Source organism: Nitrosospira multiformis, assembly GCF_900103165.1.
Classification (GTDB): domain Bacteria; phylum Pseudomonadota; class Gammaproteobacteria; order Burkholderiales; family Nitrosomonadaceae; genus Nitrosospira; species Nitrosospira multiformis_D.
In genome coordinates this window covers 3,308,567-3,329,532 of the sequence record NZ_FNKY01000001.1, presented here as the reverse complement: position 1 = coordinate 3,329,532, position 20,966 = coordinate 3,308,567, and the positions used below count along the sequence as shown (strand labels likewise).

Sequence of the window (20,966 nt, the reverse complement as noted above, 5' to 3'; positions counted from 1 at the left end):
AATTTTACACTGCAGAGGAATGCCTGCTCCATCTGGAAGTGGCGGGCCTTGTCGCCCAATCTCGGCAGGAAAACACCAGCAGGGTGGTAGTCTGATGAGCAATGCTATTCTGGTTGTTAATGCTGGCTCCTCCAGTATCAAGTTCTCGCTGTTCCTGGAGCACGGCGAGTCGCTTGAACTGTTCCTCGGCGGACAGCTGGAGGGGTTGTACAACACGTCCCGGTTCAAGGCCAAGGATGCGGCTGGTGCCATTGTCGGTGAAAAGCAGTGGGTGCCAGGCCAACCGCTTGGCCACGACGGCGCAATCGCCTATTTGGCCGACTTCCTGCGCGAGCATCTCGTGGAACATCATCTGGCCGCCGTTGGCCACCGTATTGTGCATGGTGGTATCGACTACGCCGCCCCGGTGCGCCTGACGGCCGAGATCGTTGGGCATCTGGAACAACTGATTCCGCTGGCACCGTTGCATCAGCCCCATAACCTGATGCCCATCCGCTTGTTGATGGCCAACCATCCGGAACTGCCCCAGGTGGCCTGCTTTGATACCGCCTTCCATTGCACTCAACCGGCAGTGGCGCAAGCCTTCGCGTTGCCGTCAGAGATTACCGGGCGGGGCGTGCGCCGCTATGGGTTCCACGGCCTTTCCTACGAGTACATCGCTTCTGTTCTGCCGGAGTATGACTCCAGCGTCGCACAAGGACGCGTGGTAGTGCTGCACCTGGGCAACGGCGCCAGCATGTGCGCCGTCCAGGGTGGCAAAAGCATCGCCAGTACTATGGCATTTACCGCCGTTGACGGGCTGCCCATGGGGACACGTTGCGGCAGCCTTGATCCTGGTGTCATCCTCTATTTGATGGATGAACTGAAGATGGATACCCGTGAGGTCGAGAAACTGCTCTACCGGCAGTCCGGGCTGCTCGGTGTTTCGGGCCTATCCAGCGATATGCGCGCCCTGATTAACTCCGCCGACCCGAAGGCGAAATTTGCGGTGGAGTTGTTTGTCTACCGCGTTGGCCGCGAGCTGGGGTCACTCACGGCAGCCCTGGGCGGACTCGATGCATTGGTGTTCACCGCCGGCATCGGCGAGCACTCCGCGCCAATCCGGGAGAGTATTTGCCAGGCCGCCGCCTGGTTGGGGCTGGCGCTGGATCCCGTCGCCAACGCCATTGGCGGTCCCTGCATCAGCAAGGCGGAAAGCCGGATTCCGGTCTGGGTTATCCCGACCAATGAAGAGCTGCTGATCGCACGGCATACCCGGCGCATTCTGAAATCCATTGAATCAGGAGAATCGCCATGACGCTTGAACCCGCCGTCCATTGCTCAAGGGTAAGAACGCTGGCTGTTGGCATCGCCAACGAAAGGGCATCGCTTACCCATCCCAAGTTTTACTTACTGTCTCATGCACGATCTTTTCTCGCCTGGAAATGGCGATTCATTAACGAGAATGAGGAGAAGCTACCATGACTCAATCAGCCCAAATTCCCAATCCGCTTGATGCCGAAGAATTACGCCTGATCAACGCCTGGTGGAGAGCATGCAATTACCTCTCGGTCGGCATGATTTATCTCCGCGATAATCCATTACTCAAGGAACCCCTCAAGGTTGAGCATGTCAAGCATCGGCTACTTGGCCACTGGGGAGCGAGCCCGGCGTTGTCCTTCACCTGGGCGCATCTCAATCGAATCATCAAGCGCGACGATCTGGATGTGATCTTCATGGCCGGTCCTGGTCATGGCGCACCGGGCGTGCTTGGTCCGACCTACCTGGAGGGTACCTATTCCGAGGTTTACCCCGACAAGGGCCAGGATATCGAAGGGCTACAGAAGTTTTTCAAGCAATTCTCTTTTCCGGGACAGATTGGCTCTCACGTTACCCCTGAGACTCCTGGTTCCATTCATGAAGGCGGTGAACTCGGGTACAGCCTTTCGCATGCTTACGGCGCTTGTCTGGACAATCCAGACCTTATCGTTGCCTGCGTGGTGGGAGATGGAGAAGCCGAAACCGGGCCGCTTGCAACTGCCTGGCATTCCAATAAATTCATCAATCCTATCCGTGATGGGGCGGTACTGCCAATATTGAACCTGAATGGCTACAAAATCGCTAATCCGACCATCCTCGCGCGCATCAGCCACGAGGAGCTTGATGCCTTGTTCCGCGGCTATGGTTACACCCCTTACTTTGTCGAGGGCGACGATCCCACGGACATGCATCAGAAAATGGCGGCCACTTTGGAACAAGCCATTGCCGATATTCAAGCCATCCAGAAAACGGCCCGGGACAGCGGCAAGGCGGAGCGTCCGCGCTGGCCGATGATCGTGCTGCGTTCGCCGAAGGGCTGGACCGGACCCAAAGAGATCAATAGCCACAAGGCGGAAGGAAGCTGGCGTTCCCATCAGGTGCCATTCTCGGATGTGCGCGAGAATCCAAAGAACTTCAAGATGCTCGAGGATTGGCTGAAGAGCTACAAGCCGGAAGAATTGTTTGATGCCGACGGTCGTTTCCTGCCTGAACTGCGGGAATTGGCGCCCAAGGGTCTATTGCGCATGAGTGCAAACCTGCATGCCAATGGTGGTTTGTTACGCAAGGAGCTCAAACTGCCCAACTTCCGCGACTATGCCGTCGACGTGCCACAAGCAGGCAAGGTGCTTTATGAGAATACCCGGCCGCTGGGTGAATTCCTGCGCGATGTGATGCGTAACAACATGACCAATTTCCGTCTGTTTGGTCCCGACGAGACTGCCTCCAACCGCTTGCAGGCCATGTATGAAGTCTCGAAGAAAGTCTGGATGGCGGATCTTTTGCCGGAGGATGCTGACGGTGGTGAACTGTCACGTGACGGTCGCGTGATGGAAATGCTTTCGGAGCACACCCTGATCGGCTGGCTTGAAGGCTACCTGCTGACGGGCCGTCACGGCTTTTTCCATACCTACGAAGCCTTCGCCCATGTGGTGGATTCCATGTTCAATCAGCACGCCAAGTGGCTGGATATTTCGAAGAACCATGTCCCCTGGCGCGCCTCCGTGGCCTCGCAGAACATTCTTCTGTCTTCCACGGTCTGGCGGCAGGATCACAATGGCTTCTCCCATCAGGATCCGGGCTTCATCGACCTGGTGACCAACAAAAGTCCATCCGTTACGCGCATCTATCTACCGCCCGATGCCAATACGCTGCTGGCGGTGGCGGACCAGTGCCTGCGTTCGACCGACTGTATCAATGTCATTGTCGCCGACAAGCAGAAGCACCTGCAGTTCACTACCATCGATGAGGCCATCGTACATTGCGCCAAGGGAATTGGTATCTGGGGACAGGCGAGCAACGACCAGGGCGTTGAACCGGATGTGGTGATGGCCTCCTGTGGCGACGTGGCGACCCAGGAGGCACTGGCGGCAACCGCCATCCTGCGCGAACATCTGCCGGACTTGAAGGTGCGTTTCGTCAATGTCGTTGACCTGTATAAGATGCAACCGGCGAGCGAGCACCCGCACGGCTCGACAGAGCGAGAATTCGACAGTTTGTTTACTACTTGCAAGCCGGTGATATTCAACTTCCACGGTTATCCGTGGTTGATCCACAAGCTGGCCTATCGCTTCAAGAATCATGAAAATCTGCATGTTCGGGGTTACAAGGAGCGAGGGAACATCAATACGCCGTTGGAGCTGGCAATTCTTAATCAGGCTGACCGCTTTACTCTGGTCATCGATGTCATCGATCGTGTGCCTACCCTTGCCGCCAGGGCTGCCCATCTGAAAGAACAAATGAAGAACGAGATTATCCTGAACCTGGCATATGCCCATGAGCATGGCACAGATAATGAGATGTTCAGCAACTGGGTCTGGCCATACTGAATGAAGTATTTTCCAACTTAATTGGATGCGAATATCATGAAAAGCGAAATGTCTCAGGAAACTTCTGGAATTGGCGCAGATAAAGTTGCGCTGTCAGTCACGGCTTCTGATGTCCGCCTCGGGATGCAGGCATCGGCGCTCACGCAGGCGGTGCTTGATCATTTGCATTATTCCGTCGGTCGCTTGCCATCCGTGGCGAGTCCACACGATTACTATCGTGCGCTCGCGCTCGCGATTCGTGATCGGATGGAGTATCGCTGGATTAATACCACCCAGACTTATTTTGACTTGAATCGCAAGGTTGCATGTTATCTATCGGCCGAGTTTCTTATGGGGCCCCATTTAGGGAATAACCTGGTGAATCTGCATATTGAACAGGAAGCGAGAAATGCCTTGGCGACTCTCGGCCACGATCTTGACGATATTCTTGCTTGCGAGAAGGAGCCGGGCTTGGGCAATGGCGGTCTCGGTCGTCTCGCTGCCTGCTATCTTGATTCACTGGCGACCCTGCAGTGTCCCGCGGTCGGCTATGGCATTCGCTATGAGTTCGGTATCTTCGAGCAGGAGATTCGCGACGGATGGCAAACCGAAATCACCGACAAGTGGTTGCGTCGAGGCAATCCGTGGGAGATTGCCAAGCCTGATACTTTCTATTATGTCAATTGGGGCGGCCATACCGAACATTACCAGGACGAGGTGGGCTGTCAGCGTGTGCGCTGGATACCGGACCGGATGGTGAAGGGCGTCGCATATGATACGCCCATCCAGGGTTATGGCGTCAACACCTGCAACACGCTGAGGTTGTGGAGTGCCGAGGCCGTCGAGTCGTTTGACTTTCAGGCATTCAATGTCGGTGATTACTACCAGGCGGTAAACGAAAAACTGGTCTCGGAAACGGTGACCAAGGTGCTCTATCCTAACGACGAACCGGCGAGCGGCAAGAGGCTGCGCCTGGCGCAGCAGTATTTTTTCGTGACTTGCTCGTTGCAGGATATGCTGCATCTGCTCGAATTGGCCCATGCACCGGTCGAAACCTTCGCGGAGCGCTTTGCCGTGCAGCTCAATGACACGCACCCTTCCATCGGCGTGGCCGAACTGATGCGGCTGCTGGTGGATGAGCGGCGATTTGACTGGGATGCGGCCTGGGCCATCACCGTGGCAAGCTTTGGTTATACGAACCATACCTTGTTGCCGGAGGCACTTGAAACATGGCCGCTTCCCATGTTCGCCGAGCTGTTGCCCCGACATTTGGAAATCATCTACGAGATCAACCGGCGCTTCCTTGACGAGGTGCGTACACGCTTCCCGGACGACGAGGCTCGCGTAGCGCGGATGTCCCTGATCGGCGAGGAAGGCGATAAACGGGTGCGCATGGCTCATCTTGCTACCGTTGGCAGTCATGCCATCAATGGTGTCGCGGCACTTCATACCGAGCTACTCCAGGCCAGCATACTCAAGGATTTCCATGAGCTCTGGCCGGAGCGTTTCAGTAACAAGACCAACGGCGTCACTCCGCGCCGCTTCCTGGCCCTGTCAAATCCCGGCTTGCGCGAATTGCTTGATCATACGCTGGGCCAGCAATGGCTGACGGAACCGGGTCTGCTGCGCAAGCTCGACGCTCATGCGGATAAAGACGCCTTTCAGCACGACTGGTACGCCATAAAACTCGGCAACAAGCAGCGCCTCTCCTCATACATCCATGCGCAAACCGGCATCGAGATCGATCCGGGCTGGCTGTTTGACATCCAGGTGAAGCGTATCCATGAATACAAGCGCCAGCATCTGAACATCTTGCATATTGTTACCATGTATCGCAGGCTTAAGGAGAATCCGGCGCTGGTATTGCCACCGCGTGCCTTCATTTTCGGCGGTAAGGCTGCGCCCGGTTATTTCATGGCCAAGCGCATCATCAAGCTCATCAATGCCGTTGCAGAAACGATAAATGCCGATCCAGATGTGAATACGCGCATGAAGGTCGCTTTCATTCCGAATTTCAACGTCCAGAATGCACATCTCATCTATCCAGCCGCCGATCTGTCAGAACAAATCTCCACGGCCGGCAAAGAAGCGTCAGGTACGGGCAACATGAAGTTCATGCTCAACGGCGCGCTCACCATTGGTACGCTCGACGGAGCCAATGTCGAGATACGCGAAGAGGTCGGGGCAGATAATTTCTTCCTGTTCGGTCTCTCGGCTGCCGAAGTCGAGAGTGTCAAGCGTACCGGTTACCGTCCTCATGATTATGTTGCAGGAAATGATGAATTGCGTGCCGTGCTGGAGCTCATTGGCGCAGGACACTTCTCGCAGGGCGATGCCGAAGTATTTCGTCCACTGGTCGACAACCTGACGCATGATGATCCTTTCCTGGTATTGGCCGATTACGCTGCCTATATCGCCTGTCAGGAGCAGGTCAATTCGGCCTGGCAGGACGTCCCGAACTGGACACGGATGTCTATTCTCAATACCGCGCGCAGCGGTAAATTCTCATCCGACCGCGCCATTACGGAATACTGTGAGGACATCTGGAATATAAGACCAGTGACTGTGAAGGCTTAACGATTCGCAAGTCTCGACTATGACACCTCCCTATCCAACCAGGTCCGGCACGCGATTTCCGCCGGGAGCTACCGTCACCGCCGATGGTGTCAACTTCTGTATTTTCAGCCAACATGCAACCGGGGGTGAACTGGTGCTGTATGCGGCAGCGGATACTCCCGAGGCATTTCAGACGGTCGTGCTGGATGCGGAGCACAACCGCAGCTTTTTTTTCTGGCATGTATTCGTGGTCGGACTGCCGGTCGGTACGTATTACACCTGGCGAATGGATGGCCCCAACGATTGGGCCTCGACCGGCCGGCGTTTTTACCCGCACAAGGAACTGCTCGATCCCTGGGCGAGGGCAGTATCCGATAGTCTTTGGGATCGGTGCCGTGGCATCGACCCCGATACGAAGGATGGCGGATTGCGTGCCATCGTAGTCAATTCGCTTGCACCCCCGGTTCCGGCCAAAACCGGCTTATGTGCGAATCCTGATCTGACCGGCGCGGTTATCTATGAACTTCATGTGGGGGGATTTACCCGGCACCCCTCTGCCGGGGTGTCACGGCCAGGTCTTTTTCCTGGCCTAAAAGAAAAAATCCCCTATCTGAAGGAACTGGGCATTACTCATGTCGAATTCCTGCCGGTCATGGCATATGACACGCAAAGTGTTCCGTGGCCTGTTGCCGAAGCGGGTTTGAGTAACTACTGGGGCTATAACACTTACAGTTTCTGGGCCCCACACCCCAAGTACTGCTTCGACGAGACCCTGGCCAACCAGGAGTTTCGCGACCTGGTGGATGCTTTTCACGCGGCAGGCATCGGTGTTTTACTGGATGTTGTTTTCAATCACACGGCGGAGGGTGGCGAGGATGGACCAGTCATCAGTTTCCGCGGACTTGGCAACGACGCCTTCTACCACCTCGATGCAAGCCAGCGCCAGCGTTACCTCGACTTCACCGGTTGCGGCAATACAGTGAACTGCAACCATCCCCTGGTCAGTAGTTTCATTGTGCATTGCCTCGAATACTGGGTGGAAACTTTCGGCGTGGATGGTTTTCGTTTCGATCTTGCCAGCGTGTTCGCCCGTGGCGAGCAAGGTGTGCCGTTGGCGAACCCACCATTGCCATGGGCCATCGAAACTTCGCACATCCTGAGCCATGTGCCGGTCATTGCCGAAGCTTGGGATGCGGCTGGACTCTACCAGGTCGGTGCATTTCCCGGCATGGCCTGGTCTGAATGGAACGGCCACTATCGCGACATCATGCGGCGTTTCGTGCGCGGTGACCCCGGATTGGTTGGGGCGGTGGCGACCAGGCTCGGTGGCAGTGCCGATCTCTACGCCGCCGGTGGCCGCTGCCCGACGAACAGCATCAATTTCATTACCTGCCACGATGGCTTCACGCTGTACGACCTGGTGAGCTATAACGGTAAACACAACGAAGCCAATGGCGAAGATAATCGTGACGGAACCAATGACAATTTGAGCTGGAATTGCGGTGCCGAAGGCGACACCGGCGACGCCGCGGTATTGACGTTGCGTCGCCGCCAGGCAAAGAATCTCATGGCCCTTCTGATGCTGTCGCGCGGGGTACCCATGCTGCTTGCCGGCGATGAGGTATTGCGCAGCCAGCGCGGCAATAACAATGCCTATTGTCAGGATAACGAACTTTCATGGTTCGACTGGGGGTTTGTCGAGCGGAACAACGATATGTTGCGCTACACACGGGAGCTGATCGCTTTGCGGCGGCGGCATCCCAGTCTGACCGCCAACAAATTTTTTACGGGCGCTATGGTGGCCGGGCGCCAGCTGCCCGATATCGCCTGGCATGGAATGCAACTGAACGAACCGCTTTGGCATGATCCTCATTGCCGCGTACTTGCCTGCACGATTGCCGGCCGGGAGGAGGGCGAGGCGGATTTGCACGTGATCATGAACATGTCGGAACAGGCGCTGGATGCGCCATTACCTTTCATCAAGGGGCGGCAATGGTATATTGCCCTGGATACGGCATTGGCTTCACCGCAAGATATCAGCCTGCCTGATGGACAAATCGAGCACACAGATGCACATTACCTCTCGCAGCCCCGTAGTATTGCCGTCTTGGAGGCGCGCTGAAGTCTCTGCCCTTCCAACGCTATCTGGTCCTGCTTGGCAGTGTTGCTCGATCTCTATTCACGTAGAGATCTGAGCTGTTTCCTGGGCCAGGTTAGCTCAGACCCAATATCTCCTTTTTCGCTTCGATTCCGGCAGGCTAGAAATTGATCTTGGAGCCGACTACCTCATATACCTTGCCACTAAACTCGGTGGCGTCATGAACAACATTTCCTTCCGCTTCATCGTGTATCTTCCCTGTTTTAGAGACGATTGCTCCGATCTTATGTGCGTTTCTCCATAGAGCGCCACATATGGGATCGTTGAGGATATTTCTTTTTTGCGCGAGATGCGTAGCCAGCCCGCTTAGAAACTTATCGTCAGCTCCGGCAAAATAGCCTCCCGCAGTACATATCCTGTAATTTTTCTCAACGGCTATAGCGGGGCTTGAAAAGGCGGCAAAAAATATCAGCGAAAACCATTTCATTCTCATGAGGACTCCGTTAGTGTTTGAAATAACCGGATGGCAAAAGGCGTTTTAATGTCTACCTCCGACGCTATATTAGAGTTGCTGTACGGGGCGTATAGTTCCAGCGTATCAAACTATTCTCGACATTCGCTAAAATATGAGCGGCCAGCTTGCCGGGCTTTGTTCTATGGTCACCGCCACATTTCGCTTCTATGAGGAACTGAACGATTTTATCGCGCCTGAACGGCGCAGGCGGGAGTTTGCTTGCCCCTGTTCAGAGTCGGCAACTACCAAGCATATGATCGAGGCGCTTGGTGTGCCTCATACCGAGGTCGAATTGGTGCTGGTCAACGGTGAGTCCGCGAACTTCGACCGGCTGCTGAAAGAAGGGGATCGCGTAGCAATCTTTCCCCGATTCGAGATGCTCGATATTACTCCTTTGCTGCGCGTGCGCGATCAACCTTTGCGGGTAACGCGCTTTGTCGCCGATGCGCATCTGGGCGGGCTTGCGCACTTGCTGCGCATGGCCGGCTTCGATACACTTTACGACAACAACTTTCAGGACAGCGAAATTGAAGCTATCGTCGCGCGGGACGAGCGCATCTTGCTCACGCGCGACAGGGAATTGCTCAAGCGCCGTTCAATCACGCGCGGCTGTTACATACGTGCGTTGAGATCGACACAGCAACTCTACGAGATATTCGATCGGCTGGATCTGGCGCGCAGCGCGCGGCCATTCACCTTATGCCTGACATGTAACGCACCGTTGCGCGCCGTCGCCAAGGCGGAAGTGCTGACGTGCCTCCCGCCCGCTGTACGCGATCGATTCGATCACTTCAGCACCTGCAATGTTTGCCAACGCGTATTCTGGGAGGGTTCGCATTGGCGGCGGATGCGCGTCCTACTGGATGGGATTATGCCGCTAAGTTAATTTTTTCCCACAAATCTCCGCATAAGCGGATAGGATATCCATCGTCACATTTATTATCCAAGAAGAAGGAGCAAATCATGTCAAGTGTCGGTTACCACGAGCCCATTGAGGAATTGTCCAATGAAACAAGGGACATGCACAGAGCAATCGTTTCGTTGATGGAAGAGCTGGAGGCTGTGGATTGGTACAACCAGCGTGTGGACGCATGCAAAGATGAGGAACTCAAAGCAATTCTTGCGCACAATCGCGATGAGGAGAAGGAACACGCCTCCATGGTGCTGGAGTGGATTCGACGCAAGGATGCAGCCTTTTCCACTCAACTGAAAAAATTCCTTTTCACCGATAAACCCATTACGCATAAGTAGGCTTTGCTGACCGGGTTCACCCATGGGGCTGGATGGCTATCAGTGACGAGCCATCCCCGGAGGTCAATACATCGCGTAGAACCGGTCACTGATGATCTTTCCATCTTTCCAGTGCTGAACAGCTACCTGGTCGAATTTCTTGTGCCCGAAGTCCTTATGCTTGTATTCATAATGCCACTCGGTCATTGTGACGTCATCACCCACAGCGGTGGCTTTGATCTCTGACTTAAGCCACGCTTCAACTCCTTTAAAAAGATCCGACTCCCGGTCTTTGGCTTCTTGAAGGCCTGTCGCCACCACATCATTCTTTTCAACTACCACGCAATCCGGATGGTAATACTTGTCCATGGATTCCAGAATTTCGCCCTTCAGAATCATGTTGTTCAAGTCGTCCAGCTGTTCTTTTAAGGTCATCGTTTCCTCCGTTCAGGTTGGATTGAAATTTGATCGGGATGAGCCGTCGTGAACTGCTCCATAGTACTTACCCATAGTAACTGACCACCCATGATAGCAATAGTGCCCCCGTGAATTTTTTATCCGTTATGCGCCGAGTAATGGATGGTTCATGAGCAGTGGATGTACTAAGGTCCAATTGTTTTCGTTATCCAAATTGATACGATACCCACATGAAGTTTTGATTTCCCCAAGGGGTTTATATATAAATTTGCGCTAATTGTCGAACCGCTATTTATCGTGAGCCATGAAAAAGAATACCGAAGCCCAACGACGCCATAAAACTTATCTTCGTGCCAAAAACGCCCTGCGCGATCAGCATCAGGATGATTATACCTTGATGCTCGAACGCCACGCGCAGGAGCTCGATACGCTATGGGCAGACTATAACCTTGCCGTAAAGAAGCTGGCTGACGCACATAACAAGGCCATTAAATCCAAGATCGTGCCGATGAATAAAGGGCGGGTATTAAGCGTCGAGCCAGAAGAACAGGCCGTTTATTCAACCTGAATCCGGCGGTTGGCCGTTTATTTCTTTAAGCGGTCAAGACTTGTTCTCAAGCCATCGCCGCCGTGCTTCACGTGCACTGGTAAAAACGCGTTCCAGTGCTTCGCTATCATCGCGCGCCAGCATCTCACGCAAAGCTGTCAGCTCCTTCTGATAAGCATCGATTTGCCAGGATAGCGCTTCGCGGTTGGCAAGGCATATATCGCGCCACATCTCCGGGGAACTGCCGGCGATGCGGGTAAAATCGCGGAATCCACTACCGGCAAAACGTAGTGGATCGTCCGCGCGCAGCGGCTCATTCGAATCATGCTCGGTGCTGGATGAGACGTGGTTCATTAGCAGGAATGCCAGCACATGGGGAAGATGGCTCACGGCAGCGAGGATGGCATCGTGCTGGGCGGCGTTCATTTCCGAAACGCGTGCGCCGCAGGCCTGCCATAATTCCGTTACCCGTTTTACCGCTTCGGCGCTGGTTTCCTTCAACGGCGTCAACACCAGATTCTTGCTCTGGTATAAACCGGCATCAGCCGCGCTCACTCCGCTCAGCTCGGCTCCCGCGACCGGGTGGGCGGGCACAAAATTTTTCAGATGTCCGGCCAAATGAGAATGTGCCGCGGCGACGACATCCTGTTTGGTGCTGCCGGCGTCGGTTACGATTGTATCGGGTTCAAGATAGGGGGAGATTTGCGCCATGATACTGCCGACCTGTCCAACTGGCGTAGCGAGCAGCACGACATCCGCGTGTTTCAGCGCTGATGGAAGGTCATCGGCGATTTCGTCGATTGCGCCTCGCTTGAGCGCGCGCTGCATATTTTCCCGGCTGCGGCCCACACCGACAATATGTTTAACCTTGTCCGCCTTGCGTAGCGCCAGCGCGAATGAGCCGCCGATCAGGCCCACACCGATAATCACCAGTTTATTGATCATGACGCTGGGCATAATTAAGGCCGGTTATTTTCCGCGGGTGATGACAGGATTGGAATATGCCCATGATCCTTTTTCAGTTTGATATCTATGTAGACGGGTAACGCAGCGTAACCCCTCAAAATCACCGGCGTGGTTGCGGTTTAGCGAGGTATGGGAGATAGCGCAATGAGGGGTTGCGCTTCCCTTCGTCCCATCCTGCTTTGAATCTCTGGAAGAGTCTTACAGGCTGCGGCCAATGACGCCCGCTATTCCTTTCAGCGACCCCATGAGAGATTCGAATTCTTGCGGGTTCAATGCCTGGTCCGCATCGCACCAAGCGTCGCACGGATTTGGATGCGTTTCCACCAGCAGGCCGTCGGCACCGGCGGCAATTGCCGCGCGTGCCAGTGCGGGAACCATCCACGCCTTGCCGCCGGCATGGGAAGGATCAACGATAACCGGTAAATGGGTTTCCTTCTTCAGCACCGGAATGCAGGTTACATCCAGTACGTTGCGGTAGGCGGTTTCAAAGGTACGGATGCCGCGTTCGCAGAAAATGATGTTGTGATTGCCGCCTGCGGCAATGTATTCCGCCGCCATCAGCCACTCGGAAATCGTCGCTGACATGCCGCGCTTGAGTATCACCGGCTTGTTGATGCGTCCCACTTCCTTCAGCAATTCGAAATTCTGCATGCTGCGAGTCCCTATCTGGATCACGTCCACATCGTACTTGAGAAATGTGTCAAGCATGCGCGCATCCATCAGTTCGGTGACGATGCGCAGATTATATTTGTCCGCGGCATTGCGGAACATCTTCAGCCCTTCTTCGCCGTTGCCCTGAAAGGTGTAGGGGCTGGTACGGGGCTTGAAGGCGCCGCCCCGCATCAGCCGGCAACCAGCCGTATAAACATTTTCTGCTGACAAGTCCATTTGCTCTTGCGTTTCCACCGAGCACGGGCCGCCGATAATCTGCACCTGATTGCCGCCAATCGGTATCCCGCCTACATCGATTACCGAATCATGCCTGTGCGACTCGCGCGATACAATCTTGTACTGCTTGACGATGTGCATGGAATATTCGACCCCGCTCAAGGAATCGAACATTTCCGGATCGAGCTTGCGCTCGTCGCCGATTGCGCCGATCACGGTACGTTCGGTGCCGCGCGAAACATTTGCATCAAGGCCGAAACTTCGAATTTTATTAACCACCGAATCGATTTGTTCGTCGGTGGCGCCGTTGTTCATGATGATGATCAAGCTGATTCTCCGATTGCTGTCTCAAGTGATTTCAAGAATTTCTGGTTTTCCGATTCGAGGCCGACGGTGACTCGAAGGTGCTCCGGCATTTCGTAAATACCGATGGGGCGCACAATGACGCCCTGTCTGAGGAGACTTTCGTTTATCGCCCGGACATTGCTTTTCGGCAGGCGAAAACTCAGAAAATTACCGTAGGATGGAATGTACTCGATGCCGAGTTGCCGCAGTCCGGTCGTGATTTGCAGCATCCCCGCCTGGTTGAGTGCATAAGTGCGTTTCACAAACTCCACATCTTCCAGTGCGGCCACCGCGCCAGCAAGGCCAATGCTGTTTACGTTGAATGGCTGGCGTACACGATTCATCAAGCCGCTTACATCCGGATGAGCCAGTCCGAAGCCAACGCGTATGCCCGCCATGCCATACGCCTTGGAAAAAGTGCGGGTAATGAGTAGATTGGGGAAGCGTTTCAGCCACGCAATGCTATCAGCCTTGATAGTGCCGGGCAAATATTCGTTGTAAGCTTCATCCAGCACTACCAGCACGTCGGAAGATACTCGTTCCAGAAAACGCAATACCGCTGAGGCAGCCAGTAACGTACCGGTGGGATTATTCGGGTTGGCGATAAATACGATACGTGTCTCGGGCGTGACCGCATCCAGCATGGCATCAAGGTCATGACCGTATTTTATGGCGCGAACCGCTATGCCGCTCGCACCTACCGCCTGTGTCACCAACGGATAGACCGCAAAGGCGTGTTGCGAATAGACCGCGGATGCGCCCGGTTTCAGGAATACTCGAGCCGCCAGCTCCAGGACATCATTGGAACCGTTGCCCAGCACAATCTGACCGCTGGTCACCCCATAACATTTCGACAGCGCCGCCTTCAACTCGAAACCGCTGCCATCCGGATAAAGCGCTACCTCACCCAACGCCCTGGTCATCGCCTCCAGGGCCAGCGGACTTGTTCCCAGCGGATTTTCGTTAGACGCAAGCTTGATGATTGTGCGTTCATCCATACCCATCTCCCGCGCCAATTCAGAAATTGGCTTACCAGGTTGATAGGGACTGATAGCGCGGATGTATTCAGGGGCAAGATCGCTGAGATTCATAAAGTCAGATCCGTAAATTGCAGAAGTACAGAAAAATTAAAGATAATTCAAGGGGGTGCTATCGGCCTTCTATTTGCTATCCGGACAAAGAACAATATATGGAACACGCGATTACATCGCCGGGTACGAGCCGAGTATTTTCAGGAATGCGGATCTCTCTCGCAGTTCTTGCAACGCTTTTGCGATTGTTGCGTCTTGCTGGTGGCCTTCAATATCCACAAAAAATACGTATTCCCATAGACTGGCGCGGGAAGGCCGGGATTCCAGGCGGCTCATGCTTACGCCATGTTCAGCCAATGGAGCCAGCAATTCGTGTATCGCGCCGGGGCGGTTCTTGACCGACATGACCAGCGATGTTTTATCCTTGCCGGAGGCCGCGACTTCCTGGGTGCCGATTACCAGAAAGCGCGTTGTGTTGTTGGGATCATCCTCGATGTTTTCAGCACAGATGGTTAATCCGAATACTTCCCCGGCTTTCTTGCCCGCTACCGCCGCGGCCGTTTCGTCTCCCGCGGCCAGTCTTGCCGCGTCCGCGTTGCTCGCCGCGTTGATTCGTGCTACTTCCGGCAAGTGGGGCAGATTGGCGTTAAGCCACTCATGACACTGAGAGAATGACTGGGGGTGCGAGTAAATTTTCTTTATGCGCGCGAGATCGGTTTGCAGCGCAAGCAGATGCTGATGTATTGGCAGCTTTATCTCGCCACACACTTTTAACGGAGTATGCAGCAGCAGGTCCAGCGATCTGCCAACCGCGCCCTCGGTGGAATTTTCCACCGGCACGACCCCATAACCGGCCACTCCCGCCTCCACCTTGCGGAATACGTCATCTATCGAATTGCATGCCAGGGTCGTTACCACACCGCCGAAGCGCTTCAACGCCGCTTCTTCCGAAAAAGTCCCTTGCGGACCAAGGTATGCAATAGTCATGGGTTCTTCCAGGGACCGGCACAATGACATGATTTCGGTGAACAACCGCACAATATGTTCGTTCGCGAGCGGTCCCGGATTCAATGCGCACAGCCGTGTCAAGACCTGAGCTTCACGCTCGGGACGGTATGCCATGCCGTTCTTGATTTGTCCGATCTCCCGTGCAAGCCCGGCGCGCGCGCTCATCAATTTGAGGAGCTCGCTGTCAATCGCATCGATCTTGTCGCGCAGCTGTTTGAGTTGGTTGATCATCAGTCTATTTATTTGGCGACGAGATATTATGAATTCCGGCATGCCGGACTCGACCCGGAACCCGGTTCAAGCCAACCATGGCATGCGTCGAATCCAGAATGGCCGGATTCAGGTTTAAGAATAAGCTCTCATCCCGTTATTCAGACAATACCGGCAAATAGCGCACCATTAACACGCCGTGGATTGCCGCAATCTCGTCTATGGTTTTCTGTGGTACCGGACTATCCACATCAACCAGGGTGTAGGCCATCTCACCGCGCGATTTATTGCCCATGTTATGAATGTTAAGACCGGCCTGGGCCATACTGGTGGAGATCTGTCCCACCATATTGGGTACGTTGGAATTGGCCACGGCCAGACGGTAAGGAGATTCGCGCTCCATGGTGATATTGGGAAAATTGACCGCGTTGGTGATGTTGCCGTTTTCCAGATAATCCATCGTCTGATCCACTACCATCACCGCGCAATTCTCTTCCGCTTCCAATGTGGAAGCCCCCAGATGCGGCAGTGTAATGACGGCCGGGTGACGCTGAAATCTTTCGCTGGGAAAGTCGCAAACATAATATTTGATTTTGCCGGACTCGATTCCCATCAGTACCGCATTCTCGTCAATGATCCCATCGCGGGAGAAATTGAGCAGGATCGCGCCCTTCTTCATGCTTTGCACGACTTCCTGGTTAATCAGGCCGCGTGTCGCATCCAGCAAAGGCACATGCAGGGTTATGAAATCGCTATGGCGCAGGAGGTCTTCGATGCTTTGAGCACGCTTGACTTCTGAAGACAGGTTCCAGGCGGCGTCCACGGTTATTTCGGGGTCGTAACCCATCACTTTCATGCCCAGACGAAGCGCCGCATCGGCCACCAGCCGTCCTATCGCGCCCAGGCCAATGATGCCCAGCGTACGTCCCGGCAACTCGATTCCGGCGAATTGCTTTTTGCTGTCTTCCGCCAGTTTGTGCAGGGTAGCGTTGTCGCCCTGTAGACTCTCGGTGAAGTGAATTGCCGGGATCAGATTACGCGACGCGATCAGCAAACCGGCCAGTACCAGTTCCTTCACCGCATTGGCGTTTGCGCCGGGTGCGTTGAACACCGGCACGCCGCGTAGATTCATGGCTTTCACGGGCACGTTATTCGTGCCCGCGCCTGCCCGGCCTATTGCTTTTACGCTGGGTGGAATATCCATTTGCAGCATGTTGTGCGAACGCACCAGGATCGCATCCGGCTGGGCTATATCGTGGCCAACCACGTAGTGGCTGGTGGCAAAATGCTTCAGGCCCAGCGGTGAAATCTGGTTAAGCGTCAGTATCTGGAAAACCTTGTGTGCACGTTCAGGCATGATTGCTCGCAAATTCCTTCATGAATTCCACCAGAGCCGCCACTCCTTCCAGCGGCATGGCGTTGTATATCGACGCGCGCATTCCTCCTACAGAGCGATGTCCCTTCAATTGGATCAGACCCCGTGACTTGGCCTGTTTCAGAAACGCCTCATCCAGTGAGGCATCTTTCAACGTGAAAGGTACGTTCATGCGCGAGCGATCGGATTTGGCGACGGGGCAGTGATAAAAATCGGTCGTGTCGAGCATGTCATACAACAGCTTGGCCTTGGCGATATTGATCTTCTCCATTGCTGCCAATCCACCATTTTTCTTCAGCCACTCAAGCACCAGCCCGGCGATATACATGGGGTAGGTGGGTGGAGTGTTATACATGGAATCATTATCGGCATGGATTTTGTAGTCAAACATGGTCGGGGTGCCGGCCAAGGTTGTACCCAGCAAATCTTCGCGTACGATGACGACAGTCAATCCCGCAGGGCCGAAATTTTTCTGCGCACCGGCATAAATCAACCCGAACCGGGTGATATCCAGCGGGCGTGACATGAAGGTGGACGAAATATCTGCAACCAGCGGCATATCAGTGTTCAGGCGCGTCAAGTCCGGAATCCAGTTGAACTCTACTCCGCCGATGGTCTCATTGGGCGTGTAATGCAGATAGGCGGCGTCAGGATCGATATTCCACCTATCCTGTGGCGGCACGTACGTGAAATTCGCATCCTCGGATGACGCCGCAATATTGACAGTGCAGTATCGCTTCGCTTCCTTGATGGCTTTCTTGGACCATTCACCGGTATTGACATAACTGGCGCTTTTTTTGCCGCGCAGCAGATTCATGGGCACCATGGCAAACTGACTGGAAGCGCCGCCGGATAGAAAAAGAATCTTGTAGTTGCCGGGAATGCCGATCAATTCGCGCAAATCCGCTTCGACCTTTGCGGCAATGGACATGAATTCCTTGCCGCGATGGCTCATCTCCATTACCGACATGCCGCTGCCGTGCCAGTCGAGCATTTCGTCCCGCGCCTGTTGCAGCACTTCCGCCGGCAGTACCGCAGGGCCCGCGCTGAAGTTATATATATGTTCCATGAATTCCTTTTCCTGTCGCTACACTTGTAAAACGTTTCAGTCTTAAGGCTATTTAAGGCTATTTAAGGCTATTCCTGTCAATCAGGTCTCACATCAGCCCGCTATCAGATCACTTGTTCACTACAATGAAGCGCGCTGGCAGGCGATTAAAATCCGGATTCGTCCGGATTTAAAAAAGCGTTCCATTATCCTCGTCTGTTTCAACCACCCTCTCCAATCCGGCCAGTTTTTCTCCATCATCGAGGTTAATCAGCGTGACACCCTGGGTAGCGCGGCTCATTTCGCGAACTTCCTTGACGCGCGTGCGAATCAGCACGCCACCGGTGGTGATCAGCATAATTTCGTCATCCTGCCTGACCAGTCTTGCCGCCACCACCTTGCCATTACGTTGGCTGGTCTTGATCGCAATCATGCCCTGACTGCCACGGCCATGGCGGGTATATTCGCTGATCGGCGTACGTTTGCCGTAGCCATTTTCTGTTGCGGTCAGGACTGCCAGTTCCTCGCTTTCGGCGACCAGCAGGGAGATAACTTTCTGTCCCTTGCCCAGTTTCATCCCGCGCACGCCGCGCGCGCCGCGGCCCATTGCGCGCACGTCGTTTTCATCGAAACGCACCGCTTTCCCGCCGTCGGAAAACAGCATGACATCATGCTTGCCTTCGGTCAGCGCAACACCGATCAGATAATCATCCTCATCCAGGCCTACCGCGATGATGCCGCTGGCGCGAGGACGGGAGAATTCCGACAACGGCGTTTTCTTCACGGTGCCGAAGGAAGTCGCCATGAATATATAGCGGTTCTCGTCAAACTCTTTTACCGGCAGGATAGCATTGATTTTCTCGCCTTCCTCCAGTTGCACCAGGTTGACGATGGGTTTGCCGCGCGACGCGCGTCCGCCTTGCGGTACCGTGTAAACCTTGATCCAGTACACCCGTCCGCGACTGGAGAAGCACAGGATATAATCGTGGGTATTGGCAATGAACAGATTGTCGATGAAGTCGTCTTCTTTGGTGCCGGTTGCCTGCTTCCCGCGTCCCCCGCGTTTTTGTGCGCGGTAGTCATCGAGCGGTTGCGACTTGATGTAGCCGCTATGCGACAGCGTTACGACCACATCCGCCGATGCGATCAGGTCTTCCATACTCAAGTCCTGAGTATTGATGACGATTTCACTGCGGCGTTTGTCACCAAACTGTTGCTTCATGGCAACAAGCTCTTCGGTGATGATGGCCGTAATACGTTCGGGCTTGGAGAGGATGTCGAGGAAATCGGCGATCTTCTCCATTACCTCCTTATATTCATTGACAATCTTGTCCTGCTCCAGCCCCGTCAGCCGTTGCAGGCGCAGTTCAAGTATCGCTTGCGCTTGAGCGTCGGAGAGGCGATATCCATCCCCGGATAAGCCGAACTCGGGCGCCAGGCCATCAGGACGGAATGCGTTCGTGTCAACCGAGGCACGGGCGAGCATTTCCTCCACCAATCCGGAACGCCAAAGTTTCGACATTAATGCTTCTTTCGCTACCGCGGGAGTCGGCGCAGCCTTGATCAGAGCGATCACCTCATCCACGTTGGAGAGTGCCACCGCCAAGCCTTCCAGCAGATGGCCGCGCTCCCGTGCCTTCTTCAATTCAAACACCGTGCGTCTTGTCACCACCTCCCGGCGATGACGCAGGAACGCATCCAGCATCTGCTTCAAGTTCAGCAGCCTGGGCTGCCCATCCAGCAAGGCCACCATATTCATGCCGAAAGTATCCTGCATCTGTGTTTCTTTATACAGGTTGTTCAGCACCACTTCAGGCACTTCTCCGCGGCGGAGTTCGATTACCACGCGCATGCCGGATTTATCCGATTCGTCACGTAGATCGGAAATACCTTCGATTTTCTTGTCGCGTACCAGTTCGCCGATACGGATCAGCAAATTAGCTTTGTTCACCTGATACGGCAGCTCGTCAATGACGATGCTCTGGCGGCTGCCTTTTTCCATATCCTCGAAATGAGTGCGTGCGCGCATCACGACCCGGCCACGTCCGGTCTGGTAGCCCTCTCTTACGCCGGCGACGCCGTAGATGATGCCGGCGGTTGGAAAATCGGGTGCCGGAATGATTTCGATCAATTCTTCGATGGTGGTTTCGGGGTTTTTCAGCAGCGCGAGGCAGGCTTCCACCACTTCATTCAGGTTATGTGGCGGAATGTTGGTCGCCATGCCCACCGCAATGCCGGAAGAGCCGTTAATGAGGAGATTGGGAATCTTCGCGGGCAGAATCAGAGGCTCTTTTTCCGAGCCGTCGTAATTCGGACCGAAATCCACTGTTTCCTTGTCGAGATCCGCCAGCAACTCATGGGCGATGCGGGACATGCGGATTTCGGTGTAACGCATGGCCGCCGCGTTATCGCCGTCCACGGAACCGAAATTACCCTGACCATCCACCAGCATGTAGCGCAGCGAAAAGTTCTGCGCCATGCGCACGATCGTGTCATACACGGCGGTATCGCCATGGGGATGATACTTACCGATCACATCGCCGACGATACGCGCGGATTTCTTATACGGGCGGTTCCAGTCATTAGAGAGTTCGTGCATGGCGAACAGTACACGCCGGTGTACAGGCTTCAAGCCGTCACGCACGTCCGGCAATGCCCGCCCCACAATTACGCTCATGGCGTAATCAAGGTAGGAGCGGCGCATCTCCTCTTCGAGGCTAATCGGCAGGGTTTCTTTCGCGAATTGATCCATTATGATATTTCTCTATCAGAGACAATAAGTTATGATACGAATTCTGCCTCGGATAACAATGCATAAAAACCATTTAACAATGCATAAAAACCGTTGATTTTAGCATGCCAGGTGTATTGAAGTCACTGGTGTATTCGAGTATTCATGCCGTCCGCAA

The 20,966-nt window shown here is 54.5% G+C and carries 17 protein-coding genes; 8 read left to right on the top strand and 9 right to left on the bottom strand.

Annotation, left to right across the window (positions count from 1 at the left end):
* Positions 1–94 precede the first annotated feature (94 nt).
* Genes BLR00_RS15085 through glgX form a run of 5 tightly spaced genes read left to right on the top strand, consistent with a single transcriptional unit; the run spans position 95 to position 8,502 of the window.
* Positions 95–1,297 carry an acetate/propionate family kinase gene (locus BLR00_RS15085; protein WP_074633941.1) on the top strand — a complete coding sequence of 401 codons (1,203 nt, stop codon included), beginning with the start codon at positions 95–97 and terminating at the stop codon, positions 1,295–1,297.
* Positions 1,294–1,464 carry a hypothetical protein gene (locus tag BLR00_RS16765; protein ID WP_176759992.1) on the top strand — a complete coding sequence of 57 codons (171 nt, stop codon included), beginning with the start codon at positions 1,294–1,296 and terminating at the stop codon, positions 1,462–1,464. Before BLR00_RS15085 ends, BLR00_RS16765 begins: the two co-directional genes overlap by 4 nt.
* Positions 1,461–3,845: a phosphoketolase family protein gene (locus tag BLR00_RS15080; RefSeq protein ID WP_074633940.1), complete on the top strand. Its 2,385-nt coding sequence runs from the start codon at positions 1,461–1,463 to the stop codon at positions 3,843–3,845. The genes BLR00_RS16765 and BLR00_RS15080 overlap by 4 nt, the downstream gene beginning before the upstream one ends.
* 36 nt (positions 3,846–3,881) lie before the next feature.
* On the top strand, positions 3,882–6,401 hold the full coding sequence (locus BLR00_RS15075) for a glycogen/starch/alpha-glucan phosphorylase (RefSeq protein ID WP_256324173.1): 2,520 nt from the start codon (positions 3,882–3,884) through the stop codon (positions 6,399–6,401).
* 19 nt (positions 6,402–6,420) lie between these two features.
* On the top strand, positions 6,421–8,502 hold the full coding sequence (gene glgX / locus BLR00_RS15070) for a glycogen debranching protein GlgX (RefSeq protein WP_074633939.1): 2,082 nt from the start codon (positions 6,421–6,423) through the stop codon (positions 8,500–8,502).
* Between the two features lie 136 nt (positions 8,503–8,638).
* Here glgX and BLR00_RS15065 read toward each other — a convergent pair whose 3' ends face one another.
* A complete protein-coding gene (locus tag BLR00_RS15065; RefSeq protein WP_256324172.1) occupies positions 8,639–8,971 on the bottom strand; it encodes a hypothetical protein in 333 nt (110 codons plus the stop codon).
* 163 nt (positions 8,972–9,134) lie between these two features.
* Here BLR00_RS15065 and BLR00_RS15060 point away from each other — a divergent pair, with 163 nt between their 5' ends.
* Positions 9,135–9,878, top strand: coding sequence for a Mut7-C RNAse domain-containing protein (locus tag BLR00_RS15060; protein ID WP_074633938.1), 744 nt, complete (start codon positions 9,135–9,137; stop codon positions 9,876–9,878).
* A 77-nt stretch (positions 9,879–9,955) separates the two neighbouring features.
* Positions 9,956–10,243: an encapsulin-associated ferritin-like protein gene (locus BLR00_RS15055; RefSeq protein ID WP_074633937.1), complete on the top strand. Its 288-nt coding sequence runs from the start codon at positions 9,956–9,958 to the stop codon at positions 10,241–10,243.
* Between the two features lie 63 nt (positions 10,244–10,306).
* Here the strand turns inward: BLR00_RS15055 and BLR00_RS15050 are convergent, their stop codons facing one another.
* A complete protein-coding gene (locus tag BLR00_RS15050) occupies positions 10,307–10,657 on the bottom strand; it encodes a SnoaL-like domain-containing protein (RefSeq protein ID WP_074633936.1) in 351 nt (116 codons plus the stop codon).
* Positions 10,658–10,943: 286 nt separating this feature from the next.
* Between BLR00_RS15050 and BLR00_RS15045 the strand changes: the two genes are divergently transcribed.
* A complete protein-coding gene (locus BLR00_RS15045) occupies positions 10,944–11,207 on the top strand; it encodes a hypothetical protein (protein WP_074633935.1) in 264 nt (87 codons plus the stop codon).
* A gap of 33 nt (positions 11,208–11,240) precedes the next feature.
* Here the strand turns inward: BLR00_RS15045 and BLR00_RS15040 are convergent, their stop codons facing one another.
* The 7 genes from BLR00_RS15040 to gyrA form a co-directional block, all read right to left on the bottom strand.
* Entirely contained in the window at positions 11,241–12,131 is an 891-nt protein-coding gene (locus BLR00_RS15040; protein WP_074634351.1) for a prephenate dehydrogenase, read from the bottom strand.
* 219 nt (positions 12,132–12,350) lie between these two features.
* Positions 12,351–13,367 carry a 3-deoxy-7-phosphoheptulonate synthase gene (gene aroF, locus BLR00_RS15035; RefSeq protein ID WP_074633934.1) on the bottom strand — a complete coding sequence of 339 codons (1,017 nt, stop codon included), beginning with the start codon at positions 13,365–13,367 and terminating at the stop codon, positions 12,351–12,353.
* Positions 13,364–14,476 (bottom strand): histidinol-phosphate transaminase, encoded by a 1,113-nt coding sequence (hisC, locus tag BLR00_RS15030; RefSeq protein ID WP_074633933.1) that lies wholly within the window; start codon positions 14,474–14,476, stop codon positions 13,364–13,366. Before hisC ends, aroF begins: the two co-directional genes overlap by 4 nt.
* A 111-nt stretch (positions 14,477–14,587) precedes the next feature.
* Complete coding sequence (gene pheA, locus BLR00_RS15025; protein ID WP_074633932.1) at positions 14,588–15,655, bottom strand: prephenate dehydratase; 1,068 nt, start codon at positions 15,653–15,655, stop codon at positions 14,588–14,590.
* Between the two features lie 136 nt (positions 15,656–15,791).
* Complete coding sequence (locus tag BLR00_RS15020) at positions 15,792–16,991, bottom strand: phosphoglycerate dehydrogenase (RefSeq protein WP_074633931.1); 1,200 nt, start codon at positions 16,989–16,991, stop codon at positions 15,792–15,794.
* Positions 16,984–18,078, bottom strand: a complete 1,095-nt coding sequence (gene serC / locus BLR00_RS15015) for a 3-phosphoserine/phosphohydroxythreonine transaminase (RefSeq protein ID WP_074633930.1) — start codon at positions 18,076–18,078, stop codon at positions 16,984–16,986. Before serC ends, BLR00_RS15020 begins: the two co-directional genes overlap by 8 nt.
* Before the next feature lie 169 nt (positions 18,079–18,247).
* Positions 18,248–20,809, bottom strand: coding sequence for a DNA gyrase subunit A (gene gyrA, locus BLR00_RS15010; RefSeq protein WP_074633929.1), 2,562 nt, complete (start codon positions 20,807–20,809; stop codon positions 18,248–18,250).
* Positions 20,810–20,966: the final 157 nt, after the last annotated feature.

What these genes read in the sequence shown, in the direction of transcription:
- glgX (WP_074633939.1), top strand. Translation starts at nt 6,421, where the DNA reads ATGACACCTCCCTATCCAACCAGGTCCGGCACGCGATTTCCGCCGGGA.
- BLR00_RS15045 (WP_074633935.1), top strand. Translation starts at nt 10,944, where the DNA reads ATGAAAAAGAATACCGAAGCCCAACGACGCCATAAAACTTATCTTCGT.
- serC (WP_074633930.1), bottom strand. Translation starts at nt 18,078, where the DNA reads ATGGAACATATATATAACTTCAGCGCGGGCCCTGCGGTACTGCCGGCG.
- BLR00_RS15020 (WP_074633931.1), bottom strand. Translation starts at nt 16,991, where the DNA reads ATGCCTGAACGTGCACACAAGGTTTTCCAGATACTGACGCTTAACCAG.
- gyrA (WP_074633929.1), bottom strand. Translation starts at nt 20,809, where the DNA reads ATGGATCAATTCGCGAAAGAAACCCTGCCGATTAGCCTCGAAGAGGAG.
- BLR00_RS15060 (WP_074633938.1), top strand. Translation starts at nt 9,135, where the DNA reads ATGGTCACCGCCACATTTCGCTTCTATGAGGAACTGAACGATTTTATC.
- BLR00_RS15080 (WP_074633940.1), top strand. Translation starts at nt 1,461, where the DNA reads ATGACTCAATCAGCCCAAATTCCCAATCCGCTTGATGCCGAAGAATTA.
- pheA (WP_074633932.1), bottom strand. Translation starts at nt 15,655, where the DNA reads ATGATCAACCAACTCAAACAGCTGCGCGACAAGATCGATGCGATTGAC.
- BLR00_RS16765 (WP_176759992.1), top strand. Translation starts at nt 1,294, where the DNA reads ATGACGCTTGAACCCGCCGTCCATTGCTCAAGGGTAAGAACGCTGGCT.
- BLR00_RS15065 (WP_256324172.1), bottom strand. Translation starts at nt 8,971, where the DNA reads ATGAGAATGAAATGGTTTTCGCTGATATTTTTTGCCGCCTTTTCAAGC.
- BLR00_RS15085 (WP_074633941.1), top strand. Translation starts at nt 95, where the DNA reads ATGAGCAATGCTATTCTGGTTGTTAATGCTGGCTCCTCCAGTATCAAG.
- BLR00_RS15050 (WP_074633936.1), bottom strand. Translation starts at nt 10,657, where the DNA reads ATGACCTTAAAAGAACAGCTGGACGACTTGAACAACATGATTCTGAAG.
- hisC (WP_074633933.1), bottom strand. Translation starts at nt 14,476, where the DNA reads ATGAATCTCAGCGATCTTGCCCCTGAATACATCCGCGCTATCAGTCCC.
- BLR00_RS15040 (WP_074634351.1), bottom strand. Translation starts at nt 12,131, where the DNA reads ATGATCAATAAACTGGTGATTATCGGTGTGGGCCTGATCGGCGGCTCA.
- BLR00_RS15075 (WP_256324173.1), top strand. Translation starts at nt 3,882, where the DNA reads ATGAAAAGCGAAATGTCTCAGGAAACTTCTGGAATTGGCGCAGATAAA.
- BLR00_RS15055 (WP_074633937.1), top strand. Translation starts at nt 9,956, where the DNA reads ATGTCAAGTGTCGGTTACCACGAGCCCATTGAGGAATTGTCCAATGAA.